This is a genomic window from Pseudomonas sp. GW822-FHT02G04, from assembly GCF_058802085.1.
In genome coordinates, this window is sequence record NZ_JBXANU010000017.1 from 44895 (window position 1) to 71759 (window position 26865).

The window sequence follows — 26865 nt, forward strand, 5'->3', positions numbered from 1 at the left end:
AGGCTGTGGCAATTTTTCAGGCATACCGGCGTTATCGTTCTTTGCGACTGCTGCGCAGCCGAACGGGAGCAAGCTCCCTCGCCACAGTCAGGTGTCGTCCCGGTCAACTCTGGTTACTTCCCCCAACGCCAGATTCACCGCCAACCACCCATTCACCGCCGTCTCCCCAGCCTCGGCAAACACCCGCTCGAGCAATTTCACCTGCTCGCGCCGCAACGACTGCTCGAATCGCGCGCCTTCCACGGTCAGTTCCAGCAGCCGCTTACGCTTGTCGGTCTGGGACGCGACGCTGTTCACCAAATGCATTTCCACCAACTGCCGTAGCGGAATGTTCAGCGCCTGCTTGGTCACGCCGAGCAACGCCAGCAACTCCTTGACGCTCAGGTTCGGATAACGCGCGATGAAAAACACGATGCGCTGATGCACCCGGCTCAAGCCGCGACGCTCGAGCATTTCATCAGCCTTGGCGGTGAAGGCCTGATAGCCGAAGAAGAACGCTTCCATGGCTTGTTGCTGGGTGGTGGGGTTTTTAAGGTCAAGCATGTTGACGTATCCGCTCGGTCTGTCGTAATTTCGGTCAATCAGTTTGACTCATTTTCCTCAGGCCTCGCTACCGGTGACCCCCATGGCTTTTTCCGAACGTGTCTCGCGCCTTAAAAGTTCTTTGATCCGTGAAATCCTCGCCGCCGCCCAGCGCCCGGAAGTGATGTCGTTCGCCGGCGGTTTGCCGGCCGAAGCCATGCTGCCGAAAGTCGAGTGGGCGCAGATGCCGCTGTCCATGGGCCAATACGGGATGAGCGAAGGCGAGCCGGCACTGCGTGAAGCGCTGGCGGCCGAAGCCCGGGCGTTGGGCGTGCCGTGCGAGGCGAGTCAGGTGCTGGTGGTCAGCGGTTCGCAACAAACCCTCGATCTGGCGGCCAAGCTCCACATCGACAAAGGCACCGAAATTCTGCTCGAGGCGCCGACCTACCTGGCGGCGTTGCAGATTTTCCAGCTGTTTGGCGCCGACTGCATCACCGTCCCGCTGGAGGCCGATGGCCCGAACCTGGCGCAACTGCGCAGCCGTCTGGAACAACACAAGCCAGCGTTCATCTACCTGATCCCGACGTTTCAGAATCCGTCGGCGGTGCGTTACAGCGAAGCCAAGCGCGACGCGGTGGCAGCGTTGCTCGATGAATTTGGCGTGACCCTGATCGAAGACGAACCCTACCGCGAACTGACCTTCGACGGCGGCAGTGCCACGCCGATTGTCAGCCGCTTGACCAAGGCCAGCTGGATCTACACCGGCACCGTGTCGAAAACCCTGTTGCCGGGCCTGCGGGTTGGTTACTTGATTGCCAGTCCGGACCTGTTCCCGCATTTGCTGCGGCTCAAGCAATCGGCCGATCTGCACACCAACCGCATCGGGCAGTGGCAAGCGCTGCAATGGATCGGCACTGAAAAATACCAGCAGCACCTGGGCGAGTTGCGGGACTTCTATCGGGTTCGTCGGGATGCGTTTCAGTCAGCACTGGAAAGGCACTTTTCCGATCTGGCGGATTGGAACGTGCCGCAGGGCGGGTTGTTTTTCTGGCTGACGCTCAAGCAGCCGCTGGATACCCGCACGCTGCTCAAAGCGGCGCTGGCAGCAGATGTGGCGTTCATGCCGGGCGAACCGTTTTTCCCTGAGCCGGATAACAATCCCGGCCATCTGCGGCTGAATTTCAGCCACATTGACCCGGCAAGGCTGGACGAAGGGCTCAAGCGATTGGCGGCGGTGGTGCGTCAGGCCCAGGCGGCAGAAGCGGCCTGAGGCTGTTGGTGGAGGAGGGTGTAGAAATGAATAAACCGGTCATTGGACCGGTTTATTTTTGTTCGGGTTTTGCGGTGTTTATACCGGCGCCACAGAAGCGTCAGAGCGCAGCAAACCGCTTATCCAGATAATCAATGATCACCTTGGACTCATACATCCAGGTGGTCTGGCCATTCTCTTCGATGCGCAGGCACGGCACCTTGATCTTGCCGCCTTGCTCCAGCAGGGCCTGGCGATCCTGTTCATTGTTCTTGGCATCGCGCAAGGCCACCGGAACGTTCAGGCGACGCAGGGTGCGGCGGGTTTTCACGCAGAACGGGCAGGCGTGGAACTGATACAGGGTCAGGTCCTTGGCGGCCGCTTCGACCTGAGCCTGAGCGGCGGCGGGGCGCTGCTTCTTGCCTGGACGGGTGATGAAATCGATGAAGATGATCAGTTGGCCGAGGCCGACACGAAGCGCTTTGACGAACACGGTATAAGTCTCTCAGGGCAAACAGAAGGCGCGCAGCTTACCTGATTTTTCGCAGGCGAAAAAAAACCGGCGATCAGTGCCGGTTTTCTTCGTGCTGCGAATTATTTGATCAGGCTGAGAAACTCGCTGCGGGTGGCGGCGTTTTCGCGGAACTCACCGAGCATCACCGAGGTGATCATCGTCGAATTCTGTTTCTCCACACCGCGCATCATCATGCACATGTGCTTGGCCTCGATCACCACCGCTACGCCCAGGGCGCCGGTGACTTGCTGGACCGCGTCGGCGATCTGGCGGCTGAGGTTTTCCTGGATCTGCAGGCGGCGGGCGTACATATCGACGATCCGCGCGACTTTCGACAGTCCCAGTACCTTGCCGCTCGGAATGTAGGCAACGTGCGCCTTGCCGATGAACGGCAGCAGGTGATGTTCGCACAACGAATAGAGCTCGATGTCCTTGACCAGCACCATCTCGCTGTTGTCGGAGCTGAACAAGGCACCGTTGGTGACCTCTTCCAGCGTCTGTTCATAACCGCGGCAGAGGTACTGCATGGCTTTGGCGGCACGTTTTGGCGTGTCGAGCAGGCCCTCGCGGGAGGCATCCTCGCCCAATTGGCCGAGAATCTCGGTGTAATTCTGTTCCAGGGACATGAAACTACCTGTGGGATTTTACGCAAAGGGCAAGGGTACGGTGGCAAACACGGCGCTGCAAGCGTGAAGCGACAGCTTTACTCGTCACGACCTTCCATCATGGTGCGTTTGAGCATCACGTAAACCGCTCCGGCGCCGCCATGTTTCGGCTGGCACGAGGTGAAGCCGAGTACTTGAGGATGCTGACGCAGCCAGGTGTTGACGTGACTCTTGATCATCGGCCGCTTGCCGTCCAGACGCACGGCTTTGCCGTGGGTGACGCGTACGCAGCGGATTTCGAATTTGGTTGCTTCGGCCAGAAACGCCCAGAGGGTTTCACGGGCCTTTTCCACGTTCATGCCATGCAGATCGAGGCTGCCTTCAAACGGAATCTGTCCGATCTTGAGCTTGCGCATCTGGCTTTCCTGAACACCGTCACGCGCCCACATCAGCTCGTCTTCCGGGCCGACATCAATCACAAACTGATCGGACAGCCCGTCAACGGTGGTGGCATCGGTGCGCACGGTGGCGGCCTGGCGCAGCTTGGCGATTTGCGCGCGATCGGCCTTGGGTTTGCCGGTTTCGGCGCGATCGTGCTTGATCGGCTTGACGCCTTGGATCGCGCTTTTGAACAGGGAAAAATCGTCGTCTTGCATGTCAGCCTCCGCGAAGGGGGGGCAGTTTACCCAAGTCGGAGCGCTATCCATAACAATTGAGGCCCGTCAAAACGCCGGGCCTTTGATTCAGTCGTGTTTTTTCATCAGGTGTGGGGCCAGGTTCAGCTCTCGAGACTGGCGCGAACGGCGACGGCAGCGGCGCCATAGCAACACGCCGAGGTACAGCACGAACACGCCCACCACCAGAATGATCGACGAGCCCAGCGGGCTGGCATTCAACTCGCCCAACGCCGGTGGCCGCCCCAGCAGGCTGGCCGCGCCGGCCATCGCCAGCAATACACCGCACATCGCCAGCAGGGCCGCGAACGCTGCGCCAAAGCGAAATCGCCAATTGCGTTGGCCCTTGGGCCGCAAGCGGCGTGCATCAAAACCATCGGATAACTTCATTCCGACCTTCCTCAATGGGTATCGGCCCTTCGACCGGGAGTTGACCGGGATGTTCCTGAGGCTAGGGCAATTACGGCAAATGAGAGGCTTTTGCGGATGAGCGGCGGTATGGGCCGCTCATCGACGGTCGATCAGATCAGATCGTGGGTCAGGGCGAGGGTGGCGAAGTTGTCCGCCATGATCGCCATTTCGGTCTGCTGAACGTGTTCGGCGCTGAGGATCCCGCCCTTGCAAGGCAAATCCCGCGTCGCGCAGGCGTCTTCCACCAAGGTGCAGCGAAAGCCCAGGTTCTTCGCGGCACGCACGGTGGTGCTGACGCTGGAGTGACTCATGAAACCGCAAACGATCAGGTCGAGCGAGCCCAAATGTTGCAGGCGATCGTACAGTTCGGTGCCGTGAAACGCGCTTGGCAGCAACTTGCCGATGACAGTTTCGTCGCCCTGTGGCTCCAGGCCCGGAATGAACTCACCGCGTTCGCCCTGAGGATCGAACAGCCCACCGACGGTGCCGAGGTGACGCACATGCACGATCGGCCGACCGGCTGCACGGGCAGCGGCCAGCAGGTGTTTGATGTTCGCGACGGCAGCATCCATACCGCTCAGGGCCAGCGGGCCACTGAGGTATTCTTTCTGGGCATCGATGATGACAAGGGTCGCATGACCCAGATTGGCCGCTGCGTAACCACGGCCGCTGAGTTGAAACATCGTTTTTGGAACGGACATTCTGGGGCTCCTTCGGGTGGGGCTTTTGCGACATTGTCCTCTGGCTGAGCGCTTCTGTGAATCGCTACCATCGTAGGCACCGCCGTTGCTGGCTTGCAGCCTTGTCAAGATACTCGTTCTGTTCAATAGCCCGCTAAAAAAATAGAAGGGTCCTACATCTGATGCGGTGTTTTTCCTGCGTCGTCGTGGCGCCTTTTGGCTGTTAGAATCGCCAGTCGTTTTTTCTGGAGTTTATCCCGTGACCACTTCCCGACTTCGTACCCTGCGTGACCATATCCGTTGGGCCGTCAGCCGCTTCCATGGGGAGGATCTGTTTTTCGGCCATGGGACCGACAACGCCTGGGACGAAGCCCGCCAACTGGTATTGGGTGCGCTGCACTTGCCGTGGGAAATCGCCGACAGCTATCTGGACTGCCGTCTGGAAGACGACGAACTGGCCCATCTGCAAAGTTTGCTCAAGCGCCGTATCGAAGAGCGCATTCCGACCGCTTACCTGCTGGGCGAGGCCTGGTTCTGTGGCTTGTCGTTCATTGTCGACGAACGCGTACTGATCCCGCGTTCGCCGATTGGTGAGCTGATCGAAAAGCGTTTCGAGCCGTGGCTGGGTGCCGAACCTGCGCGCATTCTCGACCTGTGCACCGGTTCCGGTTGCATCGGTATTGCCTGTGCCTATGAGTTCCAGAACGCCGAAGTGGTTTTGGCTGACCTGTCGTTCGAAGCATTGGAAGTGGCTAACCAGAACATCGAGCGCCACGGTGTCGACGAGCGCGTATTCACTGTTCAGGGCGATGGTTTCGATGGTTTGCCGGGGCAACGTTTCGACCTGATCGTGTCGAACCCGCCTTACGTCGATGCGGAAGATTTCGCCGACATGCCGGACGAATATCAACACGAACCCGAGCTGGGCCTGGCCTGTGGCGACGACGGTTTGAACCTGGTACGCCGCATGCTCGCCGAAGCGGCGGATCATCTGACCGAGAAGGGTTTGCTGATCGTCGAAGTGGGTAACAGCCAGGTTCACGTCGAGTCGCTGTACCCGGAAGTCGACTTCGCCTGGCTGGAATTCGAGCGCGGTGGGCATGGGGTGTTCATGTTGACAGCGGAGCAGTGCCGCGATCATCAGGCGTTGTTCGCTTCCCGCGTCTGACCCCGACTCTTGTGGCGAGGGAGCTTGCTCCCGTTCGAGCGCGAAGCGGTCGGCGATTTTAGGGCTGCTTCGCAGCCCAGCGGGACGGCGCGGCGATCCGACAAGCTCCCTCGCCACAATTGGGTTTGATGTCGGTTACCGATGCGTGGCAATCCAGATCAACAACCCCGCCTGAAACACTGCAAACGCCACCAGACACGTAATGGTAAAACGCAGCCCGGCGTCTTCACGCTTGTACTTGCTGACCTTTTCTTCGTGTTTCTTCAGTTTGACTTCCTGTTCCGCCAGGTTCTGCTCCGCTTGCTGGAGCATCTGCGCGGCTTCGAGGATTTCTACCTGTTGCAGCTTTTCGCTGTTCCAGTCGCCCAGCAAATCACCGATCTGCACCTCTTTGACGCTGCCCTTCAAATGCTGGGCATCGGCGTAGACCACGTCAAAACCGTGCACCCGCAGAAAGTGGTCGCGGCGCAGGCGCGTGTCTTCGTTCAACGCATCCTTGTTGTTCAAGTCAGTGCCGTCGACGGTGTAGGCGGGCCATCGTTTCTTTGCCCACGTGACACCCTGAGATGCCATATAGCGCCCGATGCCACGGTTCATCGGCTCGATCTGCAAGCCGCTTTCCGGAGCGAAATGCACGCGTTTGGCGGTGTGATCGACCCACACATCCAAATGATTCTGTTCTTTGCGTACCCGTTGGCCTGGCAGCTTGATGGCCATGCGCAGCAGGCTGTGCTCCTTGCTGTTGCGTTCGGCGTAACCGAATTCGACAAAGCGCAGCGGCCGCCCGCCGGTGTTACGGTCGGTTTGCAGCGGCGCCAGGCGGAGCATTTTGTGGTGCTCGACGTGGACGTCCGCCCACGGCAGCTCGACCGCTGGCGGTGCGTCTTTTTCAGCGGTGGTGTCGGGTGAAGTCTGGGTATCAGTCATAACGGCGAGATCCTGTCCAAGCTCTGTTGCCGCCAGTCATAGCGCTGGCGACAAAGGCTTATCGGCCGTTTTTTTCAGGACTGGAGCTTAACTGGAGCGAAGTTCGTCAATAAACCCGAGGATTCGCGCGCCAAGTTCCGCCGCCAGCGGCAATTGCGGATCTTTATAGGAGGCCAATTGCCGCTTCACGTCGTTGGGCACGATGCGCATCACGTGGTTCATGCCTTCGATCAGTGCCAGTTCGGCGTCCGGTTTGGCGGCTTTAAGTGCCCTGGCGTCACCCACGCCGACCTGGATGTCGTTGCTGCCCTGAATGATCAGTGCCGGCATCTTCAGTTTGGCGAAGGCTGCCGCTGGGTCCTGGCGGAACAGCGAAATCAGGTACGGCTGCACGCTGGGGCGGAAAATCACCTGCAACTGCGGCGGTACGTTGTCGTCGGTGTGGCCGGCCTTGAGGCTGTCGAGCAGTTCATTGCTACGCAGCATCAAGGCTGGCGGCAAGCGATTGCTCAACTGCTGGCGCAGCACTTGATCGATCGGCCGCGCGCTGCCGGACAGGGAAATCACCGCCGCAGCGTCGACGCTTGGCGCCGCCAGGCTGGCAATCAACGCACCTTCGCTGTGGCCCAGCAAAATCAGTTTGCCCAGACGCGGATCGGCCTTGAGCTTCTGCCCCCAGGCCACGGCATCGGCCACATAGGCTTCCACGGACAGGTTGCGTTCATCGGGCGTTGCCGTAAGGCTCGCCGCCACGCCGCGTTTGTCGTAACGCACACTGGCGATGTTGTGCTTGGCCAGCACCCAGGCCAGCCGTTTGAGGCTGTCGTTGCGCCCGCCGTCGGGGTTGTTTCCGTCACGATCTGTAGGCCCGGAGCCGGAAATGATCAGGACAACCGGTACTGGCGTGTCGGACTTGGGCAGCAACAGCGAGCCGAAAAGCTCGCCGCTGCCGGTGTCCAGTGTGATTGGGCGTTGCAGGACGGAGGCCTGTACAAAGCCGGTAAACAGGGTAAGGCTCAAGGCTAGAACTCGCAGCATCATCACGCCATCATCAACAAGGTGCCGGTTGGACTCGCAGGCACCCATAAGGTTCGAGGATGAACTAGTCGGGTAGCCTGCGTATACTGGCGCGCATTACGTATTTTAGGTTCGATTTCACGGAGCGTCCTGCATGTCCGGCAATACCTACGGCAAGCTGTTCACTGTCACCACCGCGGGCGAAAGCCATGGTCCGGCGTTGGTCGCCATTGTCGATGGCTGCCCGCCGGGCCTGGAGATCTCCCTTGAGGACCTGCAGCGCGACCTGGACCGGCGCAAGCCCGGCACCAGCCGCCACACCACCCAGCGCCAGGAAGCCGACGAAGTCGAAATCCTTTCCGGCGTGTTCGAAGGCCGCACCACCGGTTGCGCCATCGGCCTGTTGATCCGCAACACCGACCAGAAGTCCAAGGACTACTCGGCGATCAAGGATCTGTTCCGTCCGGCCCACGCCGACTACACCTACCACCACAAATACGGTGAGCGCGATTACCGCGGTGGCGGTCGCAGCTCGGCGCGGGAAACCGCCATGCGCGTGGCGGCCGGCGCGATTGCCAAGAAATACTTGGCCACCCAGGGCATCGTCATTCGTGGCTACATGAGCCAGCTCGGCCCGATCGAAATCCCGTTCAAGACCTGGGATTCGGTGGAAGAGAACGCCTTCTTCAGCCCCGATCCGGACAAAGTGCCGGAGCTGGAAGCCTATATGGACCAGTTGCGTCGCGACCAGGATTCGGTCGGCGCGAAGATCACTGTGGTCGCCGAAGGCGTGATGCCGGGCCTTGGCGAGCCGATCTTCGACCGCCTCGACGCCGAACTGGCCCATGCGCTGATGAGCATCAACGCGGTCAAGGGCGTGGAAATTGGCGCCGGTTTTGCCAGCATCGCCCAGCGTGGCACTGAACACCGCGATGAAATGACCCCGGAAGGTTTCCTCAGCAACAACTCCGGCGGCATTCTCGGTGGCATCTCGTCCGGTCAGCCGATCGTTGCGCACTTGGCGCTCAAGCCTACATCGAGCATCACCACGCCGGGTCGTTCCATCGACATCCATGGCAACCCGGTGGAGGTCGTCACCAAGGGCCGTCACGACCCGTGCGTCGGCATCCGCGCCACGCCGATCGCCGAAGCGATGATGGCCATCGTGCTGATGGACCACTTGCTGCGTCACCGCGGGCAGAACGCCGATGTGCGCGTGAGCACTCCGGTGTTGGGGCAGCTTTAATGGCTGATCTGATAGCCGCTGCAGTCTGATGGCAGCGGCGGCGCTCCCGTACTGGCGGCTCTCCAGTTTCTACCTGTTCTATTTCGCCTTGCTCGGTTCGACAGCGCCGTTTCTGGCGCTGTACTTCGATCATCTGGGCTTCAGCGCCGCACGCATTGGCGAACTGGTGGCAATCCCGATGCTGATGCGTTGCGTGGCGCCGAATATCTGGGGCTGGCTCGGTGACTACACCGGGCGACGGCTGGCCATCGTGCGTTTCGGCGCCGCCTGCACCTTGCTGACCTTCTCACTGATTTTCGTCAGCAAAAGCTACGCGTGGCTGGCGATGGTCATGGCCTTGCACGCGTTCTTCTGGCACGCGGTATTGCCGCAGTTCGAAGTCATCACCCTGGCGCATTTGCAGGGGCAGACGTCGCGCTACAGTCAGATTCGCCTGTGGGGTTCTATCGGTTTCATCATCACCGTGGTCGCGCTGGGCCGATTGTTCGAATGGCTGAGCCTCGATATTTACCCGGTGGCGCTGGTACTGATCATGGCCGGGATCGTCGTCAGCAGCTTGTGGGTGCCCAACGCGCAACCGGTTCAGGGTGAACGGTTGACGGGGGAGGGATTCCTCCAGCAATTGCGCAGCCCCGGAGTGTTGGCGTTTTACGCGTGCGTGGCGCTGATGCAGATGAGTCACGGGCCGTATTACACCTTTCTGACCTTGCACCTTGAGCGCCTCGGTTACAGTCGCGGGCTGATCGGCATGCTCTGGGCGGTCGGCGTGGTCGCCGAAGTCTTGATGTTTCTGTTCATGAGCAAGATTCTCGCGCGCTTCTCGGTGCGCCGGGTGCTGCTGGCGAGTTTCCTGCTGGCGGCCCTGCGCTGGTTGTTGCTCGGCTCGTTTGCCGAGTTTCTTTGGGTGTTGCTGTTCGCCCAGGTGCTGCACGCCGCCACCTTCGGCAGCTTTCACGCGGCTGCCATCCAGTTCGTGCAACGTAGTTTCGGCGCGCGTCAGCAAGGGCAGGGCCAGGCGTTGTATGCCGCGCTGGCCGGCACCGGCGGCGCATTGGGCGCGCTGTATTCCGGCTACAGCTGGAATGCCCTCGGCGCCACATTGACCTTTAGTATTGCCAGTCTCGCAGCCTTCGCCGCTGCCGTTATCATTGCCACACGTATGCAAGAGGACAGGCCATGAGCCTTAGCCGTGAACACCTCGCCCAGGAAATCATCGACGCCGGGCGCTTTCTGTATGGCCGTGGCTGGTCGCCGGCCACCAGCAGCAATTATTCGACCCGCCTGTCGCCGACCGAAGCCTTGCTGACCGTGTCCGGCAAGCACAAGGGCCAACTGGGTCCGGATGATGTGCTGGCCACCGACTTGTCGGGCAATAGCCTGGAACCGGGCAAGAAGCCGTCCGCCGAAACCCTGCTGCACACTCAGCTCTACAGCTGGCGCCCGGAGATCGGCGCGGTGCTGCACACCCATTCGGTGAACGCCACGGTGCTGTCGCGCCTGACGCCGGAAGACTTCATCGAGTTCGAAGACTACGAACTGCAAAAAGCCTTCAGCGGCGTTTCGACTCACGAGTCCCGCGTTCGTGTGCCGATTTTCGACAATGACCAGGACATTGCGCGGCTGGCCGCCAAGGTGCAGCCTTGGCTCGACGCCCACCCTGATTGTGTCGGCTACCTGATCCGCGGCCATGGCCTCTACACGTGGGGCGCGCGCATGAGCGATGCGCTGCGGCAGATCGAGGCATTTGAATTTTTGTTCGAGTGCGAGTTGAAGACGCGCTCGCTCTTTAACCGTAATGCATGAACCGTTAAGGAGTTGCCCTGATGAGCAGCCTGTCCGTTTACCACGTCTCAAGCCCTGACATTCCGAACAAGGTGCTGACCCACTTCGAAGACATCGCCTCGACCCTGGCCGAGCAGGGCGTGCGTTTCGACCGTTGGCAAGCCGCGGCGAAAATCCAGCCCGGCGCCAGCCAGGAAGAAGTGATCGCCGCGTATCAGGAGCAAATCGACAAGCTGATGACCGAGCGCGGTTACATCACCGTCGACGTGGTCAGCCTGAACAGCGATCACCCGCAAAAAGCCGAGTTGCGCGCCAAGTTCCTCGATGAACACCGCCATGGCGAAGACGAAGTGCGATTTTTCGTCGCCGGCCGTGGCTTGTTCACCCTGCACATCGGCGATTACGTCTACGCCGTGCTTTGCGAGAAAAACGACCTGATCTCGGTGCCAGCCGGTACGCCGCACTGGTTCGACATGGGCGAAAACCCGCATTTCGTCGCAATCCGCCTGTTTAACAACCCCGAGGGCTGGGTGGCCAATTTCACCGGCGATGACATCGCCAGCCACTTCCCGCGCCTTGAGGACTGAACCGATGCCGATCAAAGCGATTCTCACCGACATCGAAGGCACCACCAGCGCGGTGAGTTTTGTGTTCGACGTGTTGTTTCCGTACGCGGCCAAACACCTGCCGGACTTCGTTCGCGAAAATGCCGAACGCGCTGACGTCGCCGAACAGCTCGCCGCTGTTCGTCGTGACAGCGATGAGCCGCAAGCCGACGTCGAGCGGGTTATCGACATCCTTCTGGGCTGGATCGCCGAAGACCGCAAGGCCACGCCGCTCAAGGCGTTGCAAGGCATGGTCTGGGAACAGGGGTATCAGGCCGGGCAGTTGAAAGGCCATGTTTACCCGGACGCCGTTGAAGCGCTTAAACGCTGGCATCAGGAAGGCTATCAACTGTTTGTTTATTCCTCGGGTTCGATTCAGGCGCAAAAACTGATTTTCGGTTGCTCGGAGGCGGGGGATTTGTCGCCACTGTTCAGCGGCTATTTCGACACCACTTCGGGGCCCAAGCGCGAAGCGCAGTCCTACCAGCGCATCACCCAGGCGATTGGCGTCGAGGCTTCGCAGATTCTGTTTCTGTCCGACATCGTCCAGGAACTGGACGCGGCGCGCACGGCCGGCATGGCAACCTGTGGCCTGGCCCGTGAAGGCGGGGAGTTGGCAGGGCATGTGACGGTGGACAGTTTTGCGCGGATCAACCCGTCTGCCCTGTAACCACATAACCTGTAGGAGCAGAGCTTGCTCGCGAAGGCGGCAGGTCAGTCAACATTAATGTCGCCTGACACATCGCCTTCGCGAGCAAGCTCTGCTCCTACAGGGGATTGCGTGACGGTTTACGCCGAGTGATAGGTCGGCAGCGCGAACCGTTGCTGGCTTTGCAGCATGGAAATCTGCGGCAGTTCGCTGGCCTGTTCGGCGATGTCACGGCGAATCGCGCTGATCACCCACGACAGCTGATCGCCGGCATGCAATTGCTGGTAGGAAATCGAACGTTTGAAGACTTTGCCTTCCTGACCGCGCAGGGTCAGCAGAATGCCGCCATCCGGACGGGACTGGGTGGTTACTTCGAAATTGGAGAACAGTGACGAAAATTTTTCCTGGATCAGGCTCATGTCTATCAGCTCCATTTTGTGCTTGAAGGGCAACATGGAGAGGTGGTTGCAGTGATTGTGCCAGCACCAGATCTTTTAAAAATACATATAAATCAATAAGTTATGTTTTTAGGGTTTTTGGGGTTTCGTGCAATTTGCATGAATGGCCATCGTGCATCCTGCATTTTGCGAGATCGGCGACAATTGGACGGAACCAATTGCAACGCCGGAGTTCCGGCTTCCCAAGTATTCGGCTGTGGATACAAAACATTGCAAAAACCGCGTGTACAGCTCAAGAAGCCCTGACGTATTTTCGGCCTCAATCAACGCCACCCGACAATAAGAAGATCGAACGGGAGCAACCATGAGCCACACGCTGCACGACACGATTACCTGGGGCATGATGCTCCGCAAGCTGCCTTCCATTGCCAAAGCCATCCCCCGCGTGGTGAAGGGCATGAAAGTCGCCAACGTCAAGGACCCGACCCAACCGTGTGGTCTCGGCTGGAGCTTCGAGCAGGCGACGTTGCGCAATCCCGATGGCCCGGCATTGCTGCAGGGCGACGTGACGCTCACTTATGCACAGGTCAATCAGTGGGCCAATCGCATCGCCCATCACCTGATTGCCCAAGACATCGGCAAGGGCGATGTGGTCGCGGTGTTTATCGAGAACCGTGTGGAACTGCTGGTGACAATATTGGCGGTGGCCAAGGTCGGTGCGATCAGCGCCTTGCTGAATACTTCCCAGACCCGCGACACCCTGGCTCATAGCCTGAACCTGGTGGCGCCCGTAGCGATCGTGGTCGGAGAAGAGCTGGTTCCAGCCTTCAATGCGGTCCGCGAGCGGGTGGCCATCGATGCGGCGCGCACCTGGTTTGTCGCCGATCAAGACACTGACCGCGATCCGGGCAAAACGCCCGATGGCTTCATTAACCTGATGACGGCCAGCTGCGACGCGCCCAGTGACAATCCCGCCAGCAGCCGGCAGGTTTTTTTCGACGACCCTTGTTTCTATATCTACACCTCGGGCACCACCGGGTTGCCCAAGGCCGGGGTGTTCAAGCACGGCCGCTGGATGCGCAGCTCCGCCAGCTTCGGGCTGATTGCCCTGGACATGCAGCCGCAGGACGTCCTCTATTGCACCTTGCCGCTGTACCACGCCACCGGGCTCTGCGTGTGCTGGGGTTCGGCGATCAGCGGGGCGTCGGGGTTTGCCATCCGCCGCAAGTTCAGCGCCAGCCAGTTCTGGAGCGACGTGCGCAAATACCGGGCGACCACCCTCGGCTACGTCGGCGAGTTGTGTCGCTACCTGGTGGACCAACCGCGTAGCGTCGACGACAGTCGGCACAGCGTGACGAAGATGATCGGCAATGGTTTGCGCCCCGGCGCGTGGAGCGAGTTCAAGACGCGGTTTGCCGTCGACCATATCTGCGAGCTGTACGCCGCCAGCGACGGCAATATCGGCTTCACCAACATCCTCAACTTCAACAACACCATTGGCTTTTCCCTGATGTCCTGGGAGCTGGTGGCGTACGACCACGACAGCGGTGCCCCCACGCGGGATGCCAAGGGTTTCATGCGCAAAGTGGCCAAGGGTGAGCAAGGGCTGTTGTTGGCGAGGATCGACGACAAGGCGCCGCTGGACGGCTACACCGATCCGCAGAAGACCGCAAAAGTGGTGCTCCACGATGTGTTCGTGAAGGGCGACCGTTACTTCAATACTGGTGACCTGCTGCGCAACATCGGTTTCGGTCACGCGCAGTTTGTCGATCGCCTGGGCGACACCTATCGCTGGAAGGGCGAAAACGTCTCCACCACCGAGGTCGAAAACATCCTGTTGAAACACCCGCACATCGCCGAAGCCGTGGCCTATGGCGTGGAAATCCCCAACACCAACGGGCGGGCGGGGATGGCGGCCATTACTCCGGCCGAATCCCTGGCGACCCTGGATTTCAGTGAGTTGCTGGCGTTCGCCAGGCAGCAAATGCCGGCCTACGCGGTGCCACTGTTCCTGCGGGTGAAAGTGAAAATGGAAACCACCGGGACCTTCAAATACCAGAAGACCCGGCTCAAGGACGAAGCGTTCGACCCGAACAGAACTGGCGGTGATCCGATCTATGCCTGGCTGCCGGGCACCGAGACTTACGTGCAAGTCACCGAGCAGGTGCTGGCAGATATTCGCGGCGGCAGGCATCGCTATTGAATCTGGCTATGACCGTCCATGAGAAAAAACAAGTGACAGGTTCCGGAACGCTCGGGAAACTATCAGCTTTCCGATTGACCGAATGTGGAGTCCCCAATGTCAGACAAAAGCCGCCAGATGACCCCCGAAGAGGCAGCTGAATTTGCCGAACAGGTGTTCAACAAAGCGCGCGAGGGCGATGCGGCCATGATGGCTGCGCTGCTGACTAAGGGGCTGCCGCCGAACCTGCGCAACCACAAGGGCGACACTTTACTGATGCTCGCCGCGTACCACGGCCATGTCGACACTGTAAAAGTCCTGCTCGAACACAAGGCCGATCCCGAGATTCGCAACGACAACGGCCAGAGCCCGATTGCCGGCGCGGCATTCAAGGGTGATCTGGCAGTGGTCAAGGCGTTGGTTGAGGGGGGCGCTGAAGTGGAAGGTTCGTCCTTTGACGGCCGCACTGCGCTGATGATGGCGGCGATGTTCAACCGTGTCGAAATCATCGACTACCTGATCAGCAAAGGCGCCGACCCGAAAGCCAAGGACGCCAATGGGGTGTCTGCGCTGGACGCGGCCAAGACCATGGGTGCGGCGGATACCACCGCTCAGCTGCAAAAACTCCTGGCCTGACCTCTGTAGTGTCGCGGGGCTTTTGTGGCGAGGGAGCTTGCTCCCGCTCGGCTGCGAAGCAGTCGTAAACCCGGCGAATGCGGTCTATCTGAATGACCGCGATGGCTGATTTTGGGGCTGCTTCGCAGCCCAACGGGAGCAAGCTCCCTCGCCACAGGTTCGTGCCCGCTCCTGAATGCGGTATCCTTCGCGCCCTCAAAATTCCCTCGCTACAGGATCCACCTCATGAAAGCCGCACTCGTCGAACTCATCAGCAAAATCAGCTCCGGGTGCATGGGCGAGGATGAAATCCTGAAAATCGCTGACGAAGCGGCTCAGGCCTACGCCGATCCAGAGGCTTTTCTGGCGGCCAATCCAGACATCAACTACGACGACACCTTCCCGATCCCGCTGGGCGAGTGGGTTGTCGTCGGCAGTCTGCCGGAAACCGTGCTGTTCCAGGCCGACACCTACATGGACCTGTTCGCGCAGATCGTCTCCTCGTTCGGCCCTGGCGTCGACTTCAACATCAAGCCCAAGCAACTGGCCAAAACCGAAGCCCTCACGGCGCTCAATCGCATTCAGGTGCAGATGAGCAGCCTGAACAAGGAAAACGGTGGCTACACCTTGATGAATTTCAGCCAGTTGCTCGACGATGAACTGCAAGTGGTGCTGGTCTATGGCAACGACGTGCCACGGGTGCTGGAGCTGTGCGCCGAAGTCGGCATCGCCGCCGCGCTCTCCCTGGAAGCCCTGAAAGTGGCCATCCACGTCTGAAACGGTCTGCAACGGTAATAAAACGGAACCCTCGCCAGGCCCGACTATCCTAAGAGTGCCTACCATTTTTTTGGAGCGACACCATGGGTTCCACGTTCAACACCCTGATCGGCCTGATTATCTTTGCCCTGGATATCTGGGCCATCATCAACGTGCTTAAAAGTGGCGCCGAAACCGGGATGAAAGTCCTGTGGGTGCTGTTGATCCTGCTGTTGCCGGTGCTGGGCCTGATCATCTGGGCCATCGCCGGGCCAAGAGGTGATGTGCGGATCTGACGATCTTCATCGCAGGAGCGAGCATCAGAAGGTTCGACCTGTCATGTTCCGCGACGTAGAATGCGCGCCTTTCCCGGTCAATCGAGGCGATCGATTGGCCATCATGGGCGGGTAACCGTCCGTTGCCACCCGCATTCATCGGAGCACTTCCCATGAGCAATACCCCAACCAGCGAGTACCTGGAAACCCTTTACGAAGGCTATGGCCAGCGTTTTCGCATGGAAAAACTGCTGCACGAAGTGCGCACCGAACACCAGCACCTGGTGATCTTCGAAAACCCGCGCATGGGCCGGGTGATGGCGCTGGACGGCGTAATCCAGACCACCGAAGCCGACGAATTCATCTACCACGAAATGCTCACCCACGTGCCGATCCTCGCCCATGGCACCGCCAAGCGCGTGCTGATCATTGGCGGCGGTGACGGCGGCATGCTGCGTGAAGTGGCCAAGCACCGCAGCGTCGAGCACATCACCATGGTCGAAATCGACGGCACCGTGGTCGACATGTGCAAGGAATTCCTGCCGAACCACTCCAAGGGTGCGTTCGATGATCCACGCCTGAACCTGGTCATCGACGACGGCATGCGCTTCGTCGCCACCACTACCGAAAAGTTCGACGTGATCATTTCCGACTCCACCGACCCGATCGGTCCGGGCGAAGTGCTGTTCTCCGAAAACTTCTACCAGGCTTGCCACCGCTGCCTGAATGAAGGCGGCATTCTGGTGACCCAGAACGGCACCCCGTTCATGCAAATCGAAGAAGTCAAAACCACCGCCGGCCGCCTGCGCAGCCTGTTCCCGGACTGGCATTTCTATCAAGCGGCGGTGCCAACCTACATCGGCGGCGCGATGACCTTCGCCTGGGGCGCAACCGATACCGCCTATCGCAAATTGTCCCGCGAAACCCTGCAACAGCGCTTCGCCGGCAGCGGCATCGTCACCCGCTACTACAACCCGGAAATCCACATCGGTGCCTTCGCCCTGCCGCAATACGTGCTGCAAGCGGTGAATAAACCCAGCAACGACTGACGTTTCGTCGGTAAGAAACGGCCGTCGCCGGTGTGTGAAAACACGCGGGCTACGGCCTTTTTCATGCCTCGTAGATGGGATCCCTTGGAACGAACGGCCAACAAGTGAGTCGAGATAGATGTAAGCCCATCCATGGGTTTTACCGAGGAGGCACCGATGCAAAAGTGGAAAATCACTTTCGTGGATGAACACGGTGAATCAGTCGACGAACTCTTCGAGTGCGAGGAGTGCCCGAGCAACGAACAAGCTGCCCAGCTCATTCTCGACCGGCGACTGCCGGTGGCTGCGCAACTGGACCTCAATGATCTGGATGGGCGTACTGCTGATCCGACCGTCAAAAGTCTGAAATCCCAGTACAGCATTGAAATCCTCAGCATTACTCCGATCTGATACATCTCTTGTCACCTCCAAGCCTTGGCAGCGGCTCTGTCTTGGGGCTACTCTGCAACCGAGATCAGCGAATGACTCGCTAAGGTCTGGTCTTGTCAGCTACATGCTTGTTTCCCGGCGGCAACCTCTGTTGCCGTATCGCTTTCATCAATCGATTGAAAGTGCAGGGGATACGGAAAGTCTATCCATCAGTCTGAGGGGGACGTTTCATGAGCACAGCCTATCAAGAAGACATCAGCAGCAGCGTGCTGCGCCGCATGAAAGAAGGCGGTTTTGACTTTTCACGATTCCATCCCATCGAGTTCTACGCCATTTTCCCGGACGAGGAGCGGGCACGCAGGGCAGCAGGTCATTTTTGTGGCGAATCCTTGAATGCCCAGATCAGCGTGCGTGACGACGGCGCGTGGTCGCTGGAACTGAGCAAAGTGATGTACGCCACCTATGACGGGATTGGCGACTTTGAGCAGAACTTCGAGGCGGTGGTCGTGCCTCTGGGCGGCATCATCGAAGGATGGGGCGTCAAGCAGGAGGTACGAGGGCTACTCGCATAAGCTTATGAACAGTGACACTTAGTAACGGCTGACCTTTGGGTTGGCCGTTTTTGTTTCAATCTTTTTATTTCGTCACATTTCAAACGGACAAAAAAAACCGCCTGAACAGGCGGCTAAAGGGAAGAACGATCAGTTTTCCAGCGAATGCGCGGATTATCCGCATCTCCCTCCCGAGCAGTGAAATCAACTCTGACTATGCTGCTGATAGGCGACAGCATTGCTTCGCCATGAAGCGGGGGCGATCAGGGTGGGGCATTTACCGCACAGGATTGGTGCGGTGCGCGCAGCGACATTATCCAACTGATTGATATCAAAGCGTTTCTGCCTATGGCACGGGCCTTGCGAAGGCCTGGATGTCCGTGTGACAAGGAGTACGGCATGATCCGCACCTATTTTGATGAGATGTACGATGCCGGCGGCCAGGTCCGTCCGCATTATCGGGAGTTTGCCCGTTGGCTGGCCGAAACGCCTGACGAGCTTTTGGCACAACGGCGACGCGAGGCCGATCTGTTATTTCATCGTGCCGGGATTACCTTCACGCTCTATGGTGATGAGCAGGGGACAGAGCGCCTGATTCCCTTCGACACCATTCCCCGCAGCATCCCCGCCAGTGAATGGCGGGTCGTCGAGCGTGGCTGCATCCAGCGGGTAAAGGCATTGAACATGTTCCTTGCCGACCTCTATCACGAGCAGCGCATCATCAAGGCCGGCATCATCCCGGCCGAGCAAGTGCTGGCCAACGAGCAGTATCAGTTGGCGATGCAAGGGCTGGATCTGCACCGCGATATCTATTCGCACATTTCCGGCGTCGACCTGGTGCGCGATGGCGACGGCACCTACTACGTGCTCGAAGACAACCTGCGTACCCCCAGCGGCGTGAGCTACATGCTCGAAGACCGCAAGATGATGATGCGCCTGTTCCCCGAGTTGTTCGCGGCCCAGCGCATCGCACCGATCGACCACTACCCGAACCTGTTGCTCGACACCCTGAAAAGCTCCAGCCCGATCGACAACCCGAGCGTGGTGGTGCTGACGCCGGGGCGTTTCAACAGCGCGTTTTTCGAGCATGCGTTCCTGGCTCGGGAAATGGGCGTTGAACTGGTGGAAGGCGCCGACCTGTTCGTGCGCGACGACAAGGTGTTCATGCGCACCACGGACGGGCCGAAAGCGGTCGATGTGATTTACCGTCGCCTCGACGATGCCTTCCTCGATCCGCTGGCGTTCAACCCCGATTCGATGCTCGGCGTTCCGGGGCTGCTGTCGTCCTACCGCTCCGGCAATGTGGTGTTGGCGAATGCCATAGGCACCGGGGTCGCGGACGACAAGTCGGTGTATCCCTTCGTCACGGACATGATTCGTTTCTACCTGGACGAAGAGCCGATCCTGAAGAACGTGCCGACGTGGCAGTGTCGTAATCCCTCTGAACTGTCCCATGTGCTGGCCAACCTTCCAGAGCTGGTGGTCAAGGAAACCCAAGGCTCCGGTGGTTACGGAATGCTGGTGGGACCGGCGGCGACGGCGGCGGAGATCGAGTCTTTCCGCGAGCGGATCAAAGCCAAACCCCACGCGTACATCGCGCAACCGACGTTGTCTTTGTCGACCTGCCCGACCTTTGTCGAAAACGGCATCGCACCGCGCCACATCGACCTGCGTCCGTTTGTATTGTCTGGCCGCGAAACCCGGGTTGTGCCCGGCGGTTTGACCCGAGTCGCCTTGCGTGAAGGCTCCCTGGTGGTGAACTCCTCCCAGGGCGGCGGAACCAAGGACACCTGGGTGGTCGAGGATTGAAGGAAGCTTGCCATGTTAAGTAGAACTGCCTCGGATCTGTATTGGATGTCGCGTTACCTGGAGCGGGCGGAAAACCTCGCACGGATGCTCGACATCAGTTATTCGCTGTCGCTGATGCCCCAGGACGGTCGTGGCGACGGCTTGCACGAACTGGCGATGCCGTTGCTGATCACCGGCACCCTGGACGATTACCTGGAGCGCCACGGCGATCTGCATGCCGAACGGCTGCTGCATTTTTTCGCCCTGGACGCGGCCAATCCGGCGAGCATCTACAGCTGCCTCGGTGCCGCACGGGCCAGCGCCCATGCGGTGCGTGGGCGAATCACTGCCGACATGTGGGAAAACGTCAACGCCACCTGGCTGGAAATTCGCGGGATCGCCGAACAGGGCTTGGGTCGCTACGGCATGAGCCGCTTCTGTGAGTGGATCAAGGAGCGTTCCCACCTGTTCCGCGGCGCTTCCTACGGCACGATCATGCGTAACGACGCGTTCCGCTTCATTCGTCTGGGCACCTTTATCGAAAGGGCCGACAACACCTTGCGCCTGCTCGATGCCCGTTACGAAATGGCCGGCGATCAGGCCGAAGCGGTCAGTGACGGCACGGGGCCCACGCCTATTACCAGTGGAGCGCCTTGCTGCGGGCCTTGTCGTCGTTCGAGGCCTACACCGAAATCTACCGCGACGCCCCCGGCGCCCGGCATGTCGCCGAGCTGTTGTTGCTGCGCGCCGATGTGCCGCGATCCCTGCGAGCCTGCACCGAAGAGGTCGACCAGATTCTCGCTCAACTGCCGGGGGCCAACGGCCGTCCCGCACAACGCCTGGCGGCGGAAATGGACGCGCGCCTGCGCTACACCGGTATCAACGAAATTCTCGATGAAGGCCTGCACGCCTGGCTGACCGAGTTCATCCCGCTGGTGCGCCAGTTGGGCAACGCCATACACAGTTCCTATCTGGAGGCTGCATGAGACTTTCCATTAGCCACGAGACCACCTATCACTACGAAGATCAGGTGCGGGCGAGCATCCAGTACCTGCGACTGACACCCCACGACAGCGAGCGCCAGCACGTACTGAGCTGGCAACTCGACCTGCCGCGCCCGGTGCGCGCGCAACTGGATCCGTTCGGCAACATCCTGCATGTGCTGACCTTGGATGAGCCCCATGAAGCGATCATCATCGGCGCCCGTGGCCAGGTCGACATCGACGAGCTGCGCGAAGCCGAGCATGAAAGCCAGTCGGCGCTGCCGTTTTTGCGGTTCACCCGGCTGACCGAAGCCGACGAGGCCCTGCGCGCGTTTGCCGAGAAGGCGTGCAAGCAACGCCGGGACCGTACGGCGCTGATCGATTTGATGCATGGCTTGAACCAGCATATGACCTACACGCCAGGTGCCACTGAAGTGGAGACCAGCGCCGCGCAAGCGTTCGCCGGGCGCTCCGGGGTCTGCCAGGATCATACCCATGCGTTTCTTGCCTGCGCGCGCAGCCTGGGCATTCCCTCGCGTTATGTGTCGGGGTATTTGTACAGTGAGAACAGCGAACACCTGGCCAGTCACGCCTGGGCGGAAGCCTGGCTGGATGACGCCTGGTACAGCTTCGACGTGACCAACGAACTGGCCCGCCCAGAACGTCACCTGAAACTGGCCGTGGGTCTGGACTACCTCGACGCCTGCCCGGTGCGCGGCATGCGCCGTGGCGGTGGGTATGAGCAGATGCATGCCAAGGTGTTGGTCTCGCCGACGCCTGCGCCGGTGATCTCCGTCCAACAGCAGTAGCAGTCATTCATTGTGGCGAGGGAGCTTGCTCCCGCTCGGCTGCGCAGCAGTCGCAAACCCGGCGAATGCGGTTTGCCTGACGGATCGCGTCGCCTGATTTGAGGGCCGCTTCGCACCCCAGCGGGAGCAAGCTCCCTCGCCACAGGTGGATGTTTACTTGGCCGAAGACACCTTACGTCCCGCCATGTGCTTCAAATAACCCACCAACAACTCCAGATCCCCCTCCGGCAACACCGTCGTCGCGAACGCGGGCATCTTCGCTTGCGGCCACTGGCGCAAGCTCTGCGGGTCACGAATGTAACGCTTGAGGAAATCCGCGCCGAAATACTCGGTCGGATTGAACGGAATATTCAGGTCCGGCCCGAACTGCGCGTCCCCCGCGCCATTGAGTCGATGACAAGCCAGGCAGTTCTTCTGAAACAGTGCAAAGCCCTTGTTCACCGGATCGTCTGCTTTCAGCGCAGGATCGGGCAACAAGGCAGGGAAGCGCTCGGCCACCGGGGCCATGCGCTTGATGCTCGCCACTTCGAACGGCCATTGCTCGGGGCTGATATTGCCCGCCTGCGGATCGGTCCAGACCAGATAGAACGGCCCGGCACTGTGTTTGCCCTCGGACAGCGGCGGCCACGGCTTGGCAGGGTCTTCAATCGCCAGCCAGGCCCGCGCGCCCTGGTCATTGAGCAGCGGCGCGGCGGCCAATTCGGCGGCAAAACCGTCCAGGGCAACGGCTTGCAAATGGTCGTCAGGCTTGATGCCCGTCAACAACGCTGCCAACGGCACGGCGCGATAGCTCATGTCCCGTTTGTAGGAAACGTCGTTAGTGATCGTGATGGTCTGAACCTGAGGATGCTTGAGCAATTCCTCGGTCTGCCAGGTGCGAGGACTCGCGCCCAGCTCAAGATTCAGCTGCGCGGCAGACAGAGGCGTGCTGAGCAGCAAGGCCCCAAACAGAATGAGTGCTTTCAATGATCGTCGTCCCTGTCGTGGAAGTGCCGCAAAGGTTGGCACAGCCACACTGGCCCGGATAGCGAGCCAGTCACATTTTTATCAGGCGAAATGAAAACCCTGCTGCTCGATCAGCCAAGCACCTTGGTCAGGTTCGGCAAAATCAACAACAGCGTAGTAGCAAATAGAATGAGCCCGGCTTGACGTACTTTCGAATGTTTGAACATGGCTTGACCGCCTTTTTTGTTATTTCCTGGTTGCCTGCCTGCATATCTCCATGACGGCAGAGCGCTGCACTTCCTGTAGGACGAGAGCCTCGGCAAAACCCGACGACAACTTCGTACAGGTTTACATTAGGGCCCACGTCACGCTTGGCTTAGATCCATTTCGTATGGGCTTAGCGCTCATCGCTGCTAAAAAGGCATGAGGCCTATGGCCAGCTTCTTGGGCGCCCGTTGGCTAGACAGCTTGGTGACACGAATCGATTAATCCGATAGCTGACTACCGTTCGTCTGAGCGTGACCGTCAACGCCAATGAGCACTGTGGTCATTGAATCCACGGCTGCTCGGCATAAGGTGAGGACATAAAGATCGCCATCAGGTTCGAGGACGTCATGACCCAAGCTTTGATATTCGACGCGTTGCGCACGCCCCGTGGCAAAGGCAAGGCCAATGGCGCCTTGCACAGCGTCAAGCCAGTGAACCTGGTGGCCGGGCTGCTGACGGCGTTGCAGCAGCGCACGTCGCTGGACACCAGTCAGGTCGATGACGTGGTGCTCGGCTGCGTCACGCCCATCGGCGATCAGGGCTCCGACATCGCCAAGACCGCCACACAGGTGGCCGATTGGGACGTCAGCGTGGCTGGCATGCAGCTCAATCGCTTCTGCGCTTCGGGCCTGGAAGCGGTGAACCTGGGCGCGATGAAAGTGCGTTCCGGCTTCGAAGATCTGGTGGTGGTCGGTGGCGTCGAGTCGATGTCCCGCGTACCCATGGGCAGCGACGGCGGGGCTTGGGCGTTGGACCCGGAAACCAACTTGCACAACCATTTCACGCCCCAAGGCGTGGGCGCCGATTTGATCGCCACGATTGAGGGCTTCAGCCGTCAGGACGTCGATGCCTTCGCGTTGCACTCGCAGCAGAAAGCGGCGCGGGCGCGGGCGAACGGTTCGTTCAACAAGTCGCTGGTGCCGGTGCAGGACCAGAACGGCATCATCCTGCTCGATCATGATGAGTTCATTCGCGCCGATTCGACGATGGAAGGCTTGGGCAAGCTCAAGCCGAGTTTCGAAATGATCGGGCAAATGGGCTTCGACGCCACGGCATTGCGGGTGTACAGCCAGGTCGAGCGGATCAACCACGTTCACACGCCGGGCAACAGCTCCGGGATCGTCGATGGCGCGGCGCTGATGCTGATCGGCTCCGAAGCGAAGGGCCGGGCGCTGGGCTTGCAGCCACGGGCGCGGGTCGTCGCCACGGCGGTCACCAGCACCGACCCGACCATCATGCTCACCGGCCCGGCGCCGGCCACCCGCAAGGCACTGGCCAAGGCCGGGCTGCGGGTCGAAGACATCGACCTGTTCGAAGTCAATGAGGCGTTCGCCTCGGTCGTGTTGAAGTTCATCAAGGACATGGCCATCGACCCGGACAAGGTCAACGTCAACGGCGGCTCCATCGCCATGGGCCACCCGCTCGGCGCCACCGGTTGCGCGATTCTCGGCACGCTGCTCGATGAACTGGAAGCCCGGCGCCTGCGCTATGGCCTGGCGACATTGTGTGTCGGCGGCGGCATGGGCATTGCCACCATCATCGAACGCCTCTGAGCCTGCCTTTAAGAAAATCCGACTCAAGGAACATTGCCATGACCCAAGCCATTCGTTACGAAAAGGGCCAGGACCGGATCGTTGTCCTGACCATCGACATGCCGGGCCAGAGCGCCAACACCATGAACGCGGTCTACCGCGACGCCATGGCCACCTGCGTCGAGCGCCTGGTCGCCGACAAGGATGCGATTGCCGGCGTGATCATCACCTCGGCCAAGAAAACCTTCTTCGCCGGCGGCGACCTCAATGAACTGATCAAGGTCGGCAAGCCCGAAGCCAAAGCCTTTTACAACATGGTGCTGACCCTCAAGGGCCAACTGCGCACCCTGGAAACCCTCGGTAAACCGGTGGTTGCCGCCATTAACGGCGCGGCGCTCGGCGGCGGCTGGGAAATCTGCCTGGCGTGCCATCACCGTATAGCGCTCGACAACCCGTCGGTGCTGCTTGGCCTGCCGGAAGTCACCCTCGGCCTGTTGCCGGGCGGCGGCGGGGTGGTGCGCATGGTGCGCATGCTGGGCATCGAAAAAGCTCTGCCGTATCTGCTGGAAGGCAAGAAAATCCGTCCGCAACAGGCGCTGCAAGCACGGTTGATCGACGAGTTGGCCGCCGATCACGATGAACTGATGGCCAAGGCGCGGGCGTGGATTGTCGCGCACCCGACTGCGGTGCAGCGCTGGGACGTAAAGGGTTATCAGATCCCTGGCGGTACGCCGTCGGATCCGAAGGTCATGCAGATGCTGGCCATCACGCCGTCGATCCTGCGCAGCAAAACCCAGGGCTGCCTGCCCGCGCCGGAGAAAATCCTCTGTGCCGCGGTGGAGGGCGCCCAGGTGGATTTCGACACGGCGCACCTGATCGAAACCCGCTACTTCACCGAACTGACCACGGGCCAGGTGTCGAAAAACCTCATTGGCACCTTCTGGTTTCAGCTCAATGAGATCAATGCCGGCGGTTCGCGACCTCAGGGCATAGCGCCTTACGTCACGAAAAACGTCGGCGTACTCGGCGCCGGAATGATGGGGGCGGGCATCGCGTTTGTCAGCGCCTCGGCCGGTATCAATGTGGTGCTCAAAGACATCAACCTCGCCGCGGCAGAGAAGGGCAAGGCCCACTCGGCGGCGCTGCTGGACAAGAAGGTTGCGCGCGGCCAATTGAGTCGGGAGCAGCGCGAGGCGATTCTGACGCGAATCCATACCACCGAAAATGATGCGGACCTGGCCGGTTGCGATTTGATCATCGAAGCGGTGTTTGAAGATCGCGAGCTTAAAGCCAGAGTTTCATCGGCAGCGCAAACCGTCGTCGGCCCGGACGCGGTGATTGCCTCCAATACCTCGACCTTGCCGATCAGCGGCTTGGCCACCGCCGTGCCGGACCAGAGCAAATTCATCGGCCTGCATTTCTTCAGCCCCGTGGAGAAAATGCCGTTGGTGGAAATCATCAAAGGTGTCCATACCAGCGACGAAACCCTGGCTCGCGGTTTCGATTTCGTCCTGCAAATCAAGAAAACTCCGATTGTGGTCAACGACAGTCGCGGCTTCTTCACGTCGCGAGTGTTCGGCACCTTCACCAACGAAGGCATCGCCATGCTCGGCGAAGGCGTGAGCGCGCCGATGATCGAGACCGAAGCACGCAAGGCCGGCATGCCCGTCGGGCCTCTGGCGATCTCCGACGAAGTTTCCCTCAGCCTCATGAGCCATATCCGTCAGCAAACTGCCAAAGACCTGCAAGCGGAAGGGAAACCGCTGATTGAGCACCCGGCGTTCGCCGTGATTGACTTGCTGCTCAAGGAATTCAAGCGTCCGGGCAAAGCCGCTGGAGGTGGTTTTTATGATTACCCGGCCGCCGGGCAGAAACATTTGTGGCCGGAGCTGAAAACCCGCTTCGAGAAAGCTGACGGGCAGATTTCGCCGAAGGATGTGCGCGATCGGTTGCTGTTCATCCAAGCCATCGAAACCGTGCGCTGTGTGGAGGAGGGCGTGCTGACCTCGACGGCGGATGCCAACGTCGGCTCGATCTTCGGCATTGGCTTCGCAGCCTGGACCGGTGGTGCGCTGCAATTCATCAACCAGTACGGCGTGAAAGACTTCGTCGCCCGTGCCCAGTACCTGGCCGAGCAATATGGAGAACGTTTCACGCCACCTGCGCTGCTGCTGGAGAAAGCCGCCAAGGATGCGCAGTTCTAAGGGGGCGTTCTAAGGGACCGATGACGCCTTCCGGGGCTTGCCTTGCCACCGTGTTTCAAGGCAGGCTCTGGGGTGTGCATTATTCCCACCATG

28 protein-coding genes and 1 pseudogene are annotated in these 26865 nt (G+C 60.0%); 19 read left to right on the top strand and 10 right to left on the bottom strand.

Annotated elements, in window-relative coordinates; all coding sequences use genetic code 11:
* Positions 1–87: 87 nt before the first annotated feature.
* Positions 88–543, bottom strand: a complete 456-nt coding sequence (locus AC1RO5_RS20290; protein ID WP_019648217.1) for a MarR family winged helix-turn-helix transcriptional regulator — start codon at positions 541–543, stop codon at positions 88–90.
* 82 nt (positions 544–625) lie between these two features.
* On the opposite strand from AC1RO5_RS20290, the gene AC1RO5_RS20295 reads away from it, so the two are divergent.
* On the top strand, positions 626–1792 hold the full coding sequence (locus tag AC1RO5_RS20295) for an aminotransferase-like domain-containing protein (RefSeq protein WP_493177224.1): 1167 nt from the start codon (positions 626–628) through the stop codon (positions 1790–1792).
* Between the two features lie 100 nt (positions 1793–1892).
* Here AC1RO5_RS20295 and AC1RO5_RS20300 read toward each other — a convergent pair whose 3' ends face one another.
* The 5 genes from AC1RO5_RS20300 to AC1RO5_RS20320 form a co-directional block, all read right to left on the bottom strand.
* The gene (locus tag AC1RO5_RS20300) at positions 1893–2264 is read right to left on the bottom strand and encodes a glutathione S-transferase N-terminal domain-containing protein (RefSeq protein ID WP_493177225.1); all 372 of its coding nucleotides are present in this window, start codon (positions 2262–2264) and stop codon (positions 1893–1895) included.
* Between the two features lie 101 nt (positions 2265–2365).
* Positions 2366–2911: a GTP cyclohydrolase I FolE gene (gene folE, locus AC1RO5_RS20305; RefSeq protein WP_007940820.1), complete on the bottom strand. Its 546-nt coding sequence runs from the start codon at positions 2909–2911 to the stop codon at positions 2366–2368.
* 77 nt (positions 2912–2988) lie between these two features.
* Positions 2989–3546, bottom strand: coding sequence for a Smr/MutS family protein (locus tag AC1RO5_RS20310; RefSeq protein WP_008005647.1), 558 nt, complete (start codon positions 3544–3546; stop codon positions 2989–2991).
* Between the two features lie 87 nt (positions 3547–3633).
* The gene (locus tag AC1RO5_RS20315) at positions 3634–3954 is read right to left on the bottom strand and encodes a hypothetical protein (RefSeq protein WP_493177226.1); all 321 of its coding nucleotides are present in this window, start codon (positions 3952–3954) and stop codon (positions 3634–3636) included.
* 131 nt (positions 3955–4085) lie between these two features.
* The gene (locus AC1RO5_RS20320) at positions 4086–4676 is read right to left on the bottom strand and encodes a cysteine hydrolase family protein (RefSeq protein ID WP_493177227.1); all 591 of its coding nucleotides are present in this window, start codon (positions 4674–4676) and stop codon (positions 4086–4088) included.
* 238 nt (positions 4677–4914) lie between these two features.
* Between AC1RO5_RS20320 and prmB the strand changes: the two genes are divergently transcribed.
* Positions 4915–5823, top strand: coding sequence for a 50S ribosomal protein L3 N(5)-glutamine methyltransferase (gene prmB, locus AC1RO5_RS20325; RefSeq protein ID WP_493177228.1), 909 nt, complete (start codon positions 4915–4917; stop codon positions 5821–5823).
* A 135-nt stretch (positions 5824–5958) separates the two neighbouring features.
* Here prmB and AC1RO5_RS20330 read toward each other — a convergent pair whose 3' ends face one another.
* Both AC1RO5_RS20330 and AC1RO5_RS20335 read right to left on the bottom strand, forming a co-directional pair.
* Positions 5959–6750 (bottom strand): hypothetical protein, encoded by a 792-nt coding sequence (locus AC1RO5_RS20330; protein WP_493177230.1) that lies wholly within the window; start codon positions 6748–6750, stop codon positions 5959–5961.
* Between the two features lie 87 nt (positions 6751–6837).
* Positions 6838–7836: an alpha/beta hydrolase gene (locus tag AC1RO5_RS20335; protein ID WP_493177232.1), complete on the bottom strand. Its 999-nt coding sequence runs from the start codon at positions 7834–7836 to the stop codon at positions 6838–6840.
* A gap of 85 nt (positions 7837–7921) precedes the next feature.
* Between AC1RO5_RS20335 and aroC the strand changes: the two genes are divergently transcribed.
* The 5 genes from aroC to mtnC are packed head-to-tail and all read left to right on the top strand — an operon-like array spanning position 7922 to position 12070.
* Positions 7922–9013: a chorismate synthase gene (gene aroC / locus AC1RO5_RS20340; RefSeq protein ID WP_019648222.1), complete on the top strand. Its 1092-nt coding sequence runs from the start codon at positions 7922–7924 to the stop codon at positions 9011–9013.
* A 28-nt stretch (positions 9014–9041) separates the two neighbouring features.
* Positions 9042–10193: an MFS transporter gene (locus AC1RO5_RS20345; RefSeq protein ID WP_493177234.1), complete on the top strand. Its 1152-nt coding sequence runs from the start codon at positions 9042–9044 to the stop codon at positions 10191–10193.
* Complete coding sequence (locus AC1RO5_RS20350) at positions 10190–10816, top strand: methylthioribulose 1-phosphate dehydratase (RefSeq protein ID WP_413697472.1); 627 nt, start codon at positions 10190–10192, stop codon at positions 10814–10816. The genes AC1RO5_RS20345 and AC1RO5_RS20350 overlap by 4 nt, the downstream gene beginning before the upstream one ends.
* Before the next feature lie 20 nt (positions 10817–10836).
* Positions 10837–11382, top strand: a complete 546-nt coding sequence (locus tag AC1RO5_RS20355; RefSeq protein ID WP_205889614.1) for a 1,2-dihydroxy-3-keto-5-methylthiopentene dioxygenase — start codon at positions 10837–10839, stop codon at positions 11380–11382.
* 4 nt (positions 11383–11386) lie between these two features.
* Positions 11387–12070: an acireductone synthase gene (gene mtnC / locus AC1RO5_RS20360; RefSeq protein WP_493177236.1), complete on the top strand. Its 684-nt coding sequence runs from the start codon at positions 11387–11389 to the stop codon at positions 12068–12070.
* A 119-nt stretch (positions 12071–12189) separates the two neighbouring features.
* On the opposite strand, the gene AC1RO5_RS20365 is transcribed toward mtnC, so the two are convergent.
* The gene (locus tag AC1RO5_RS20365) at positions 12190–12468 is read right to left on the bottom strand and encodes a DUF3509 domain-containing protein (RefSeq protein WP_493177238.1); all 279 of its coding nucleotides are present in this window, start codon (positions 12466–12468) and stop codon (positions 12190–12192) included.
* Between the two features lie 343 nt (positions 12469–12811).
* On the opposite strand from AC1RO5_RS20365, the gene AC1RO5_RS20370 reads away from it, so the two are divergent.
* The 10 genes and pseudogenes from AC1RO5_RS20370 (at position 12812) to AC1RO5_RS20415 (ending at position 21824) form a co-directional block, all read left to right on the top strand.
* Positions 12812–14650 (top strand): long-chain-acyl-CoA synthetase, encoded by a 1839-nt coding sequence (locus tag AC1RO5_RS20370; protein WP_493177240.1) that lies wholly within the window; start codon positions 12812–12814, stop codon positions 14648–14650.
* A gap of 96 nt (positions 14651–14746) precedes the next feature.
* The gene (locus AC1RO5_RS20375) at positions 14747–15265 is read left to right on the top strand and encodes an ankyrin repeat domain-containing protein (RefSeq protein WP_019648228.1); all 519 of its coding nucleotides are present in this window, start codon (positions 14747–14749) and stop codon (positions 15263–15265) included.
* Positions 15266–15490: 225 nt separating this feature from the next.
* Positions 15491–16021, top strand: a complete 531-nt coding sequence (locus AC1RO5_RS20380) for a hypothetical protein (protein ID WP_493177241.1) — start codon at positions 15491–15493, stop codon at positions 16019–16021.
* A gap of 83 nt (positions 16022–16104) precedes the next feature.
* Positions 16105–16296, top strand: coding sequence for a PLDc N-terminal domain-containing protein (locus AC1RO5_RS20385; RefSeq protein WP_007940802.1), 192 nt, complete (start codon positions 16105–16107; stop codon positions 16294–16296).
* Between the two features lie 152 nt (positions 16297–16448).
* On the top strand, positions 16449–17324 hold the full coding sequence (gene speE, locus AC1RO5_RS20390) for a polyamine aminopropyltransferase (RefSeq protein WP_007940801.1): 876 nt from the start codon (positions 16449–16451) through the stop codon (positions 17322–17324).
* 156 nt (positions 17325–17480) lie between these two features.
* Positions 17481–17714, top strand: coding sequence for a hypothetical protein (locus AC1RO5_RS20395; RefSeq protein WP_493177243.1), 234 nt, complete (start codon positions 17481–17483; stop codon positions 17712–17714).
* Between the two features lie 209 nt (positions 17715–17923).
* Complete coding sequence (locus tag AC1RO5_RS20400) at positions 17924–18265, top strand: ribonuclease E inhibitor RraB (RefSeq protein ID WP_493177244.1); 342 nt, start codon at positions 17924–17926, stop codon at positions 18263–18265.
* Between the two features lie 378 nt (positions 18266–18643).
* A complete protein-coding gene (locus tag AC1RO5_RS20405; protein WP_007902187.1) occupies positions 18644–20053 on the top strand; it encodes a circularly permuted type 2 ATP-grasp protein in 1410 nt (469 codons plus the stop codon).
* 12 nt (positions 20054–20065) lie between these two features.
* A pseudogene (locus tag AC1RO5_RS20410) lies at positions 20066–21018 on the top strand (alpha-E domain-containing protein).
* The gene (locus tag AC1RO5_RS20415) at positions 21015–21824 is read left to right on the top strand and encodes a transglutaminase family protein (RefSeq protein ID WP_493177246.1); all 810 of its coding nucleotides are present in this window, start codon (positions 21015–21017) and stop codon (positions 21822–21824) included. The pseudogene AC1RO5_RS20410 and the gene AC1RO5_RS20415 overlap by 4 nt, the downstream one beginning before the upstream one ends.
* Positions 21825–21977: 153 nt before the next feature.
* On the opposite strand, the gene AC1RO5_RS20420 is transcribed toward AC1RO5_RS20415, so the two are convergent.
* On the bottom strand, positions 21978–22790 hold the full coding sequence (locus AC1RO5_RS20420) for a c-type cytochrome (RefSeq protein ID WP_493177248.1): 813 nt from the start codon (positions 22788–22790) through the stop codon (positions 21978–21980).
* Positions 22791–23383: 593 nt separating this feature from the next.
* Here AC1RO5_RS20420 and AC1RO5_RS20425 point away from each other — a divergent pair.
* Together AC1RO5_RS20425 and AC1RO5_RS20430 are read left to right on the top strand one after the other, a co-directional pair.
* Positions 23384–24589, top strand: a complete 1206-nt coding sequence (locus AC1RO5_RS20425) for an acetyl-CoA C-acetyltransferase (protein WP_493177250.1) — start codon at positions 23384–23386, stop codon at positions 24587–24589.
* A gap of 38 nt (positions 24590–24627) precedes the next feature.
* Positions 24628–26772, top strand: a complete 2145-nt coding sequence (locus AC1RO5_RS20430) for a 3-hydroxyacyl-CoA dehydrogenase NAD-binding domain-containing protein (protein ID WP_493177251.1) — start codon at positions 24628–24630, stop codon at positions 26770–26772.
* Positions 26773–26865: the final 93 nt, after the last annotated feature.